This window comes from Mucilaginibacter aureus (assembly GCF_053514885.1).
This window is the reverse complement of the sequence record NZ_CP170601.1, coordinates 719,390-732,233: the sequence shown is the minus strand read 5'-3', so window position 1 is coordinate 732,233 and position 12,844 is coordinate 719,390. Positions and strand designations below refer to the sequence as shown.

At 44.8% G+C, this 12,844-nt stretch carries 9 protein-coding genes; 6 read left to right on the top strand and 3 right to left on the bottom strand.

Features of this window, described 5'->3' with window-relative positions; translation table 11 throughout:
- Nucleotides 1-9 precede the first annotated feature (9 nt).
- Nucleotides 10-1,551: an L-piperidine-6-carboxylate dehydrogenase gene (gene amaB, locus ACFGVR_RS03200; protein WP_448701086.1), complete on the bottom strand. Its 1,542-nt coding sequence runs from the start codon at nt 1,549-1,551 to the stop codon at nt 10-12.
- A 238-nt stretch (nt 1,552-1,789) separates the two neighbouring features.
- Here amaB and ACFGVR_RS03195 point away from each other — a divergent pair, with 238 nt between their 5' ends.
- The 6 genes from ACFGVR_RS03195 (at nt 1,790) to ACFGVR_RS03170 (ending at nt 7,643) form a co-directional block, all read left to right on the top strand.
- Nucleotides 1,790-3,193 (top strand): tetratricopeptide repeat protein, encoded by a 1,404-nt coding sequence (locus ACFGVR_RS03195; RefSeq protein ID WP_448701084.1) that lies wholly within the window; start codon nt 1,790-1,792, stop codon nt 3,191-3,193.
- Between the two features lie 110 nt (nt 3,194-3,303).
- A complete protein-coding gene (locus tag ACFGVR_RS03190; protein WP_448701083.1) occupies nt 3,304-4,065 on the top strand; it encodes a phosphosulfolactate synthase in 762 nt (253 codons plus the stop codon).
- Nucleotides 4,066-4,305: 240 nt separating this feature from the next.
- A complete protein-coding gene (locus ACFGVR_RS03185) occupies nt 4,306-5,106 on the top strand; it encodes a shikimate dehydrogenase family protein (RefSeq protein WP_448701082.1) in 801 nt (266 codons plus the stop codon).
- The gene (gldD, locus tag ACFGVR_RS03180; RefSeq protein WP_448701080.1) at nt 5,103-5,690 is read left to right on the top strand and encodes a gliding motility lipoprotein GldD; all 588 of its coding nucleotides are present in this window, start codon (nt 5,103-5,105) and stop codon (nt 5,688-5,690) included. Before ACFGVR_RS03185 ends, gldD begins: the two co-directional genes overlap by 4 nt.
- 75 nt (nt 5,691-5,765) lie before the next feature.
- A complete protein-coding gene (locus ACFGVR_RS03175) occupies nt 5,766-6,404 on the top strand; it encodes an MBL fold metallo-hydrolase (RefSeq protein ID WP_448701079.1) in 639 nt (212 codons plus the stop codon).
- A 6-nt stretch (nt 6,405-6,410) separates the two neighbouring features.
- Nucleotides 6,411-7,643 carry an ABC transporter permease gene (locus ACFGVR_RS03170; RefSeq protein WP_448701077.1) on the top strand — a complete coding sequence of 411 codons (1,233 nt, stop codon included), beginning with the start codon at nt 6,411-6,413 and terminating at the stop codon, nt 7,641-7,643.
- A gap of 39 nt (nt 7,644-7,682) precedes the next feature.
- Here the strand turns inward: ACFGVR_RS03170 and ACFGVR_RS03165 are convergent, their stop codons facing one another.
- A complete protein-coding gene (locus tag ACFGVR_RS03165) occupies nt 7,683-9,935 on the bottom strand; it encodes a transglycosylase domain-containing protein (protein ID WP_448701075.1) in 2,253 nt (750 codons plus the stop codon).
- Between the two features lie 2 nt (nt 9,936-9,937).
- Nucleotides 9,938-12,826 carry a type IX secretion system periplasmic lipoprotein PorW/SprE gene (gene porW, locus ACFGVR_RS03160; protein WP_448701074.1) on the bottom strand — a complete coding sequence of 963 codons (2,889 nt, stop codon included), beginning with the start codon at nt 12,824-12,826 and terminating at the stop codon, nt 9,938-9,940.
- Nucleotides 12,827-12,844: the final 18 nt, after the last annotated feature.

Below are 12,844 nucleotides of genomic sequence, written 5' to 3'. Positions count from 1 at the left end.
CAAAATGGATTATAGATCAAATTTAATTCCCTGCGCCAGCGGCAACTCGCTCGAATAATTGATGGTGTTGGTTTGCCTGCGCATATAAACCTTCCATGCATCCGAGCCCGACTCGCGGCCGCCGCCTGTTTCCTTTTCGCCGCCAAAAGCGCCGCCTATCTCAGCACCCGATGTACCGATGTTGACATTGGCGATCCCGCAATCCGACCCCGCGCCCGATAAGAACGCTTCGGCCTCGCGTAAATTGTTTGTCATTATGGCAGATGATAAACCTTGCGGCACGCCATTTTGCAATTCAATGGCCTGCTCTAAAGTTTTATATTTTATTAAATACAAAATAGGCGCAAAAGTTTCGTGCTGTACAATAGGGTAGTGGTTTTCTACCTCGGCAATACAAGGTTTCACATAGCAGCCAGATTCATATCCGGCCCCTGCCAAAACACCACCATCAACAATAAAAATACCGCCCTGTGCCTTGCAATCTTCAATTGATTTCAGGTAAAGCGCAACCGCGGCTTTGTCTATCAGCGGGCCAACATGGTTATGCTCATCCAATGGGTCGCCTATGCGCAATTGTTTATAGGCGTTAACCAGCTTTTGCTTAAACGCATCGTATACACTTTCGTGGATAATGAGCCTGCGGGTTGTGGTGCAGCGTTGCCCCGCGGTACCCACGGCGCCAAATACGGCACCGGTAAGCGCTATATTTAAGTCAGCATGCTCGGTAATGATGATCGCGTTATTTCCGCCAAGCTCCAGTAAACTACGGCCTAAGCGCGCCGCAACGGCTACACTCACAGCCTTACCCATACGGGTACTTCCCGTAGCCGAAACCAAAGGTATCCGGTTATCATTCGCCATCAGCTCACCAATTTCACGATCGCCGATCACTAGGCATGATACGCCTTCGGGTACATTATTTTGTTTAAATACGCTTTGCGCGATGTGCTGGCAGGCAATGGCGGTGAGCGGTGTTTTTTCGGAAGGTTTCCATACGCAAACATCGCCGCAAACCCAGGCCAGCATGGCATTCCAGCTCCAAACCGCCACCGGGAAGTTAAACGCCGATATAACGCCTACCACACCCAGCGGGTGATATTGTTCGTACATACGATGCTGTGGGCGTTCGCTGTTCATGGTTAAGCCATAAAGCTGGCGGCTTAAGCCAACGGCAAAATCGCAAATGTCTATCATTTCCTGCACCTCGCCACGGCCCTCCTGCAAACTTTTGCCCATCTCGTATGACACCAGCCACCCCAGGTCGTTTTTATATTTACGCAGGGCATCGCCAATTTGGCGTACAATTTCGCCGCGTTTTGGTGCAGGTATATTTCGCCAGGTTTTAAAGGCTTCGGCGGCTTTGGCTACAGTTTGGTTGTAATTAGTATTGGTAGCCATTTTTACATCGGCTATTGCCAAACCATCAACCGGCGAATAAATAGTGCGCACAAGCGCCTCATCGCTGCTGCCCCAAACCTGGCCTGTACTAAACGCGTGGTTTACAGCGTTTATATTTAAATTGCTTAATACGGATTGCTTATGGTTATTCATGTGTTTGTAAAGCTTTATCAAAGGTAAAAAATTTATTAAGCGCACCTCATCCCTGTATTTATCTCATCAAAAACTTTGGCGTTTACAATCAACCACTTACATTAGCTTTTGTTCAAAATGGGGAAATGTGGAAAAGTAAATTTATAATGGGGCGTTTTTATACCTAATTTAACTGTAACAAAAGACTTGGCACAACTATTGACTAACTAGCTAAGCAGAAGTTCTGCAACAAAACTGAATGGAAGAAGATTTTGAATTTGGTTTTACCGAAGACCCTCAATTCTCGGTAGAGCGATACGAAGAGATGATCCGTAACCACGATCAGTACTTTTTTGATGCACAAGCGTTTGAGAACATCATCGACTATTACATTGAGAAGAATGACCCGGTTAAGGCGTTACAGGTAGTTGAATATGCCCGCAACCAACACCCTTTTGCTTCTGTGTTCCTCATTAAGCAAGCGCAGCTATTTGTAGTTACCAATCGCATTGGCGACGCATTTGCTTCGCTCGAGCTTGCCGAAACACTCGAAGCATCAGAGGCGGATATCTATATCATCAGGGGTAACCTGTACGAAAGTATAGAACGCTACCCTGAAGCACTTGAAAATTACCACAAGGCCCTGGATATGGCCGAAGAGACCGACGAGATATTGCTGCACATAGCCTACGTTAACCAAAATATGGGCGACTATGAGGAAGCGATAACCTACCTTAAACTTTGCCTTGAACAAAATATGGAAAACCAGGACGCTTTATACGAACTGGCTTTTTGTTATGATGTAATGGATAACCAGCAGGAAAGCGTGCAGTTTTATCAGCAATATATTGATAATGAGCCTTACAGCTATGCCGCATGGTACAATTTAGGTAATGCCTATACCAAGCTTGGTTTGTTTGAAAAGGCGATCGATGCCTACGATTATGCCATCCTGATCAAAGATAGTTTTGCATCGGCTTACTTTAATAAAGGTAATGCACTGGTTAACCTGGATAAATTTGCCGAGGCTATTGAAGTTTACCGCCAAACCTTTGAATACGAGCAGCCCAATGCCGATACGTATTGCGCCATTGGCGAGTGCTACGAAAAGCTTGAGCAAATGGACGATGCCCGCGCTTTCTATAAAAAATCGGTTAAAATGGACCCAAAACTGGCCGATGCCTGGTTTGGTGTTGGTGTAACCCTCGATTTTGAAGAGCGCTATTTTGAGGCCCTGCATTTTTATAAAAAAGCTTTAGATCTGGATATAGCTAATGCCGACTACTGGTTTGCCATTGCCGACGCGCAATATAAATTAGGGCACATGGCCGAAGCTGAACAGGCTTATGAAAAGGTTGTGGAACTAAACCCGCTTGACGCTGATGCCTGGCTGGATTACTCCTCTATTTTATATGAGCAAAAAAATCTGGAAGGCGCTATCGAGATCATATCGCAGGCTATAAAAAACAACCCCGATTCGGCAGAGCTTTATTACCGTATGGTGGCCTATTTGTTTGCCAAAGGCGATTACAACGAAGCCATTGTATTTTTAGAAAAAGCCCTGATCACCGATCCGGATAAACATTTTATTTTATTTGATTACCTGCCGCAACTGCAGGAAAACAAAGTGATCATCGATATTATAAACCGCTACACCAGGTAAAATATTTTTAACAAATAATTACATCCGGAGCTTTTAAAGCTTCGGATTTTTTTTGAAATTTGACGCGATTAAAACCATTGGTTATAGTCTATAACAAATCGATATAATTCATGAACTACCAACTTAATAATCTGCCCGATCGAATAGTAAAACCCCGTACCAACGGCCTTACCATGGTAATGGATAAAGGCTTAAGCTGCCGTCAGGCCGAAGATTTTCTGGAAGCTGCGCTTCCGCATTCGGATATTGTGAAGTTAGGCTGGGCAACATCTTTTGTTACCCCAAAACTGGATGAGAAACTTGCCATTTATAAACAAGCCGGTTTACCAGCTTATTTTGGCGGTACGCTGTTCGAGGCATTTATTGTGCGTAACCAGTTTGATGATTATCGCCGTATTTTAGATCGTTACAAAATGGAGTTTGCCGAAGTTTCTGATGGCTCCATCGAGATAGAGCATGATGTGAAGTGCGAATACATCCGTAAATTAAGCGAACAGATCACGGTAATATCCGAAGTAGGATCAAAAGATGTGCAAAAGATATTTGCACCCTACAAATGGATAAAACTAATGAACGCCGAAATTGAGGCAGGTGCCTGGAAGGTAATAGCCGAAGCGCGCGAAAGCGGTAACGTGGGTATCTATCGCGATTCGGGAGAGGTGAGGCAAGGTTTGATTGATGAGATACTGACACAAATACCACAGGAAACCATTATATGGGAAGCACCCCAAAAAGCACAACAAACCTGGTTTATCAAATTACTTGGCGCCAATGTTAACCTGGGAAACATAGCTCCGGCCGATATTATCCCTTTGGAAACGTTGAGGCTTGGTTTAAGGAGTGATACTTTTGATCATTTTATAAATCTTTAAACCTATGGGTCATGCTGAACTTGTTTCAGCATCTCTCAGGACAAGTTTACGAGAGACATGTGGGCTACCTGCTAATGGGATCCCGAAACAAGTTCGGGATGACCTGTTACTTTATTACATCGTACTGATTTTAAAATCACCTAAACTAATGTAGCTTTGGTTTCGTTATGGTGAGGCATCCGTGTAATTTCACAATAATCGGTGTAATCCCACAATAAATCGGTGTAATCAAAAATAATAATGAAAGTATACGGGCTAATAGGCTATCCGCTTACACACTCTTTCTCGAAAAAATATTTCAGCGATATGTTTGAGCGCGAACACATCGAAGATCATAGATACGAGCTTTTTCAGATGGAGCATATCACAGATCTTCCCAAACTGCTCGAAGACAATCCCGACTTGTGCGGTATTAATGTAACTGTTCCGCATAAAAAAAATGTAATGCACTACCTGGATTGGATAAGCCACGATGCCAAAGAAGTTGGTGCAGTAAACTGTATCCATATCCATGCCGAAAGTCCGGTAACAGCGGCCTTTACCGGCGAGGTAGGCGTCCAGGGCCATAACTTCAGGCTCGAAGGGTACAATACAGATATCTACGGTTTCGAAACATCATTAAAACCATTGCTTAACCGTCATCATAAAAAAGCATTGGTATTAGGTGACGGCGGTGCGGCATGCGCGGTTAAATATGTATTGGGCGAGTACGGCATCGATTATAAGATCGTAACCCGGCGCTCATCAGAAAACAGTATTTTGTTTGGCGACCTAACACCCGAAATAGTAAAAGAACATAAGCTCATCATTAATACCACGCCGGTAGGCACATTCCCTAATGTTGACGAATGCCCGCCCATACCTTATGAAGGTATTACCGATGATCATTTACTTTACGATCTGATCTATAACCCGGAGCAAACCCTGTTTCTGCAAAAAGGATATGAAAGGGGCGCGACCATCAAAAACGGTTACGAAATGCTGGAATTGCAGGCCGACAGATCGTGGGAGATATGGAACGCAAAAAACAAGCACCAATGAGGAGGGATATTGCTTGTATAGTTTTGCTTTGCGCGATCTTATCTGCCTGCGGCGGCAATCACGACTATTCGCCTAAACCGCGTGGATACTTCCGCATTCCGTTCCCTAAAAAGGAATACCAACCCTATATAAGCGATTGCCCGTTTACGTTTATTTATCCAAAATACGCCTACGTCGAGGCCGATCATGAACGAGGCGCCAAACCCTGTTGGGTAAACGTCAGGTTTCCGCAATTTAACGGTACCCTGCATCTAAGTTATGAGCAGATCACCTCTAAAGAAAGTTTCAATAAATTGATAGAAGAGGCACATACCTTTGCGTTTAAGCACACCGTAAAAGCCACCTCTATTGACGAAGGGGTGATAGCCTATCCCGACAGGAAACTATACGGAATCTATTATACCATTGATGGCAACGCAGCATCATCGGCACAATTTTACCTAACCGACAGTACCAAACACTACCTGCGGTGCTCGCTCTATTTTTACAACGAACCGCGTATAGACTCAATACAACCGGTGCTTAAATTTATTAAGAAGGACATGGATGTAATGATCGGGAGCTTTAAGTGGAAAAGTCAATAGTGAATGGTGAGTAATGAGAATGACGATTCACAACTCACCACTGACAACTCACCATAAAAACCTTACTTTTGAACCATGTTACAAGTACAGGCATTCGAAAATAACCCTTACCAGGAAAATACCTACCTCGTTTACGATGAGGGTGGCCAGTGCGCTATTATCGATCCGGGTATGTACACCGCTTCCGAGCAAAATGCGGTAACCAATTTTATCAGGCAGAACAACCTAAAGCCGGTTATCCTGTTAAATACCCATTGCCATATCGACCATGTGCTGGGTAATAAATTTGTTTTTGATCAGTACGGGTTAAAGCCGCAGTTTCATAAAGGCGAGCTGGATATTTTAACTGCAGTGCCTGGCTACGCCCCTCAAATGGGTTTCAGGTACGAGGTATCGCCTATACCCGATACCTACTTGCCCGAAACAGGTAAAATTGCTTTAGGCAGCAGTGGTTTTGAACTGATATTTGCACCGGGACATTCGCCCGCACACCTATGTTTTTACGCAGCAAAGGAGAATTTTCTGATTGGCGGTGATGTGCTGTTTCGTGGCAGTATCGGCCGCAGCGATCTGCCTGGGGGTAACTTTAAGCAACTGATCAATAATATCGAAACCAAGCTGTTTGCGTTGCCTGATGATTGCGTGGTTTATCCCGGTCACGGCCCCGAAACTGCCATAGGTTACGAAAAGCAAACCAACCCGTTTTTAACCTAAGCCAGTTTGAATACATCGGTATATATAGCTAAACGTTATCTTTTTTCGCGAAAGACCACGCATGCTATTAATATTATTTCGGGCATATCCATGTTAGGCGTGCTGATTGGCAGCGCGGCGCTGATCATCATTTTATCAGCATTTGATGGCCTGGAGCGCGAGATATTAAAACTCTACAGCAATTTTTCGCCCCAGATAAAGATCGAAGCTAAACAAGGCAAAACATTTAACCCCAACACTGCTTACTTTAATGAGCTGCGCAAAAACACCGGCATTTTCTCGTTCAGCGAAGTGCTCGAAGAAAAAGCGTTGGCCCGATATGGCGATAAGCAGGTACCAACTACCATAAAAGGGGTGAGCGATGATTTTTTAAAGAATAAAAATCTCGATAGTACCATACACCAGGGCGCTTTTTCGTTAACAGACGATTATGGCAGGCCGGCTGTAGTGATCGGCTCCATGGTGCAAAACAGCCTGGGCGTTAATATCGGAGATAAATTGATGCCGCTCGAAATTTATTCGCCCCGGCGCACAGCGGCTATCAATTCTATCGATCCGACTAACGATTTCGTGGTAAAATATATTTACCCATCGGGCGTGTTCAGCATTCAGCAGGATTTTGACAATATTATTGTGGCACCACTGGCCTTTACCCGCGAACTGCTCGATCAGCCGGTTGAAGTATCGGCCATCGAGATCAATTTAAAAAGCGGCGCTAACGCGGATGACCTGCAGCAAGCCATTAAAGATAAAATAGGCGCCGATTTTAATGTGCGCAACCGCGCGGAGCAAAACGCATTGCTGTACAAGATACTCCATTCGGAAAAGTGGGCAGTTTACCTCATATTAACCTTTGTGGTTATTATCGCTACGTTTAACATTGTCGGCTCGCTAACCATGCTGGTAATGGATAAACGTAAGGATATTGCCATACTATCAAGCCTTGGTGCAAGCCGCAGGTTAATACAAGGCATATTTTTTTGCGAAGGTATGCTGATCACCCTCATCGGCTGCGTGAGCGGTATGTTGCTTGCGCTGATATTTTGTGTTTTGCAGCAAAAATTTGGTATGATAAAAATAGGCAGCAATTATACCACTATGGATGCTTACCCCATCGCTTTAAAATTTACCGATTTTGTGCTGGTATTTATCACTGTAATGGGTATCTCGGTTATTGCCGCGGGCATAAGCGCAAGGGTGAGCGTTAAAGGCCTGGAAGATATTAAGCAGGATTTGTAATTTGATGTGCAGATTAGTCATACCATCATCTGCACATTCTTAAAAACTCAACTTCTTATCCGCATCATTTGTGGGCTGCTGCTGTTGCTTATAGGCATTACAATCAATGGTAATAGTCAACGGCGCTTTCGGCGGGTCAAAATCTACGCTCTTTTTAATACCCAGTTTGGAGTCGGCGTACACCTTTTTCATATACAGCGCAAATACCGGCAGGGCCGAGTTAGCGCCCTCGCCCAATGCGGTTGAACGGAAGTGGAAATCACGATCTTCGCAGCCTGTCCAAACGCCGGTAACCAGCTGTGGTGTCATACCAATGAACCAACCATCAGAGTTATCCTGTGGGGTGCCTGTTTTACCGGCAATAGGGTTACTCAGGCCGTACTTATAACGCAGCCTGCTGCCGGTGCCATCCTCAATAACGCCTTTCAGCATATAGGTCATTACATAGGCGGTTTGCTCGTTCATGGCCTGTACGGTTTTAGGGGTATGGTTATACAGCACGTTTCCGTTCTTATCTTCAATTCGTAAAATATAGGTAGGCTCTTTCCAGATACCGTGGTTGGCAAACACGCTGTAAGCGCCTGTCATGTCATACAACGAAGCATTGAACGAACCCAGGCAGATCGACGGTACCGGGGTAATATCGGTATTTACCACGCCCATCTTTTTAACTAACTGTACCACCGGCTCGGGTTTCACCTCGTTCATAATATAAGCCGTTATCCAGTTTTGCGAGTAGGCTAATGCGGTACGCAATGTTAACCTGCCCGGCTTGGTATCCTGCGAAACCGGCGACCATTCCTGGCCATCGTATTTAATGGTAATAGGTACGTTATCAACCTCCATGCAAGGCGAGTAGCCATCTTCTATCGCCACGGCAAAAGTAAAAGGCTTGGCTGTTGAGCCAACCTGCCGGGTACCGATCTTAACGTGATCGTACTGAAAATGCTCATAGTTAATACCACCTACCCAGGCTTTGATGTAACCTGTCGTAGGGTCCATGCTCATCAGCGAGTTCTGTAGTATCATTTTGCTGTACAATACCGAGTCGATAGGTTTCATTGTCGTATCGATATCGCCGTGCCAGCTAAACAGGGTCATTTTTACAGGAGTGTTAAAAGCCTGGTCAATTTCATCGTCCGATTTACCATCCGATTTCATATCCCGGTAACGGTCCGAACGGTGTACGCCCTCGTTCATTAGTAACTTATAGTTTTTAATGCTTTTTGATAAATTATAACCTTTCCAGTGATTGTTGAATTGCACCTGCAACTGTTTCATGTATTCCTGCTGCGCTTCTTCGGCATACTGTTGCATAGTGTAGTTAATGGTTGTATAAACCTTCAAACCATCACGATCCAGATCATAAGGCACACCATTTTTGGTGGTGTTTGATTCTTCCAGGATCTTTTGTACGTCGTTCTTCAATACCTGCCTGAAATAGGTTGCCAAACCTTCGTTATGCGCGGTAATGGTAAAGTTAAGTCCCAATGGTTTTTGCTTAAACTCTTCAACCTGACCATCGCTTAAAAAGCCCGCCTGCGCCATGCGGTGTAAAACCAGGTTACGGCGGTTAAGCGCTGCTTCAGGGTGATTGATCGGCGAATTGGCTCCCGGCGCATTTAACATGCCAACCAGTAACGCTGCCTGATCGGGCGTGAGTTTATCCGGCGTGGTATTGAAATAAGTACGTGCGGCTGCGTTAATGCCAAAAGTATTGTACGCACCAAAGTCGACCGTGTTAAAATACATGGTCAGTATCTCTTCTTTGGTATATCGGCGCTCTATCTGTACCGAAATGATCCATTCCTGTAATTTTTGAATGATCCGTTTAACCTTGTTCTTTGCACGGCCCTTATCCGAAAACTGGTTAAGCGCCAATTGCTGGGTGATGGTACTGCCGCCTTGTTTTTTACCGATAATGGTATACAAAACGCCCCGCAGCAAGCCTTCAAAATCAATACCCGAATGCTCATAAAACCGCTTATCTTCTGTTGCCACTAACGCATGAACTACGTTTGGCGAAAGGCCTTTATAGGTTACCGGTGTGCGGTATTGTACAAACCAGGCCCCAAGCTGCTTGTTATCTTCGGATATAACCTGTGATGCCAGGTTACTTTTAGGGTTCTCCAGGTCGCGGAAGGATGGCAGGGCACCAAATACGCCAAACCAGGTAAGCACAATCATCAAAATTAAAAACGCGAAACAGCCGCCAATAAATTTCCATATCACCAGGTTGTATCTTTTGATATCCTGCGACGTTAATTGATTATCCTTGGTTTTGGTCCACATAATTAATAGTGTTTTTGGTAATATTCAAAGTAGCTGTCAAGCGTTTTCTGATCGGCTAATTTATCCAGATTTTGTTGGGTGATGATAAAAAACTTGTATTTATCTACCGGCACGGTCATTATCTCGGGCAAAAGCGGCACAATAGCGCGTGCGTAAGCTTTTACCTCAGTTAAACTACGGAAATGGCCAACATAGATCAGTTGGTTATCGGCTACAGGTTTTCGCTCGTGTTTGATCGTATTGTTGGTATATCGCCCACGGTTAAACTGGCCAATGCCAAAGCGTGATGGCGCCAGGTTTACGTGGTTAGTAGTTACATCTATCACAAAATAATAGTTGGTGCTATCGGCAAGTGAAAATATGGAAGGCGGCTCAATAACGGCAGCCTTAGCGGCAATACTATCCCTGGTGTTATTTACCGGGGGTTTAATAAGCACGCTATCTTTCGGTTTAAATGCCGGACTGGTAACCGGCGGTGTAACTGCCGATGGTTTATTTACCGGCGGCGTAACCACTGTTTTTGCAACCGGCGGCGTGGTAATTTTAACCGGTGCCGGTTTAGGTTGTATACGTACAGGTGCCGGGCCAAAATCCATATATGGGTTTGTATAAACAATACCGGTTTTTTGTACGAAAGGTATTTCAGTCGGATCATCGGTATCAACCAACACAACCTGCCTTGCTGCAAGTTCTGTTTCATTTGCGGCAATAAAGGCCAGGTGTTGTTTAACCAGCGGGGCAATCAGCCTGTCATCCGGAAATTTAGTCACTATTTCCTGCAATTCAGCTTTAAAAGGGTCCAGCTTTTGCTGATGTCCCATGGCAATGGCGCGTAAATAGTAAGCCTGCGCTAAAAAGGTACTGCCCGGAAACTGCGCGATCAGTTCGTTGGATTTTACAATGGCCTCGTCATATTTACGACGCTCCACAAGATTGAACAGTTGGGTATAAAAAGCGGTAAAGGCCGCATTTTGGTCGTTCAGTTTCTGATTGTACTCCGGGTCGAGGATAACCTTTGCAAAATTGGTTTCCGCATAGTTTTTTAGGATCAGATCCTTATAGTAGTCTGATTTGGGCTTATCAATATCGCTGTAAAGCCGGTACAGGTTATAATATACCGATGGCTTGTTGATGGTATTAGGAAAACGTTGCAGCAGCAGTTCAAATATGGCAATGGCTTCCTTGTTGTCTTCCAATATATCACGATAAAAGCTGGCAATATCCAGGTAGGCATTATAAACCTTAGTGTTAGATGCGGTAAGCTGTGCCGGGGTAAGCGGTACGTTTTGTGCCAGTTCATTCTCAATTTTAATCAGAGCAGGGTTGGCGGGCGGTTTAGCTAACTGGTCTGGCGAAGCTGTAGCTTTTTGTTGTTGTATAACAGCAGCTACGGTAGGGTTGGTTGTCGTATTATTGTTTGTTTGCGAACTGCGGCGCCAGTTATCAGTAAGCGGCCTGTTACCCCATATCCGCTTAAAATCGATATAGCCCTGCGCAATAGCCTTGGTGTTGTAAAAGTAAAAGTTGTTTACACTGTTGAGTGCGCTGTTTTGCAAGGTGGTTTGTGGTGTGTTAAACGGTCCGCTTTTACCCGGCGTGGCGGCTGCCCGCTGTTGCAACAGTAAAATACTTGCAGCCAAAGCGGTAATTCTCAGGGCTCGGTCCCTGTCGTTTAGGCGGGCCAGCATTTGCAAGGTATCTTCGCGGGCAATGATTTGCAACTTGTCGGCCAATAGTTGCAGGTTATCACTTTTTTTCTGAATGGTTTGATATCCCGGGTACCTTGGCGAAAGATTGGTGAGCGTACTGTCGTAATACCTTTTGGCAGTAGTATACTCGGCATAGTTTTTAAAATTGATGTCAGCAATGCGTAAGTAAGAGAGCCCTTTTTGGTTCTGGTTTTTGATGCTGTTATGGATGGACAGGTTGTAGTTTTTGATCGCCTCGCCGTAATTGCCCTGTGCCAGGTATATCTCGCCTATCTGGAAATAGATCTGGTCGATAAAGTCGATGTCATTTTCATTTTTCAATAAACGGTGCAGGCGGTCAATACGGCTGGTTTTATTGCCCGTCTGGTTATCCTCTATCCTGATGCGGTTAAGGCTGGCATTAAATGCCATCTCGAAAGGGACGTTGCTGTTGGCTACCCGGCTGTAGTTTTTAGCGGCGTCGGCGGGCTTATGGTTAAGCTCCTGCAGTTGGGCCAGTATAAATGTCCACCGCATTTTATGGCCAATATCACGGCTAAAATGTATAGCCTGTGTGGCCATTAGTTCGGCATCGGCATATTTTCCGGCATAAATATCGTATTGCAGTTTAGTTGCATAAACATCGGCCGTATGCTGTTCTTTCGGGAAGATATTGCGGATGGCGGTATCCAGTAAGGTATCAGCTACAGCCAACTGGTTAATATGCATCAGCGAGCGGGCCTTCCAGGTGCGGGCCTCTTGTACCAGGTCGTAACTTTTAGGGTAGGTACGGATCACGTAGCTAAAAAACTCAATGGCGTTGTAATAATTAAACTCTAAAAAATTAGCCTTGCCCAATAGCATGTAAGCATCGGGTATGTAGTGGCTTTGCTCTTTTTCGCTGATAATGGTATTGGCCCTGATCACTACACTTTCCAATAATTTATCCGATGCCGGGGTTTTGGTGGCTGTATCCTGGTAAACGCTCAATATCTGGCCGTAATTATCTACATAATTCAGCGCCATGGTTTCCTGACGCTGGCGTAAAACATCATTGGCGTTAAAAAGGATATTGTATTTAGCCGTCAGGTTTTGCATCGCACGGTTAAAGCCGGTTTCTTTTTCGGTAGAACAACCGGCAAACAACAGCGCCAGCAGCAGATAATGAAAGTTTTTATAAAGGGTAGATGGTGTAAGCCTCAAAATGATGGTCGTTTTAAC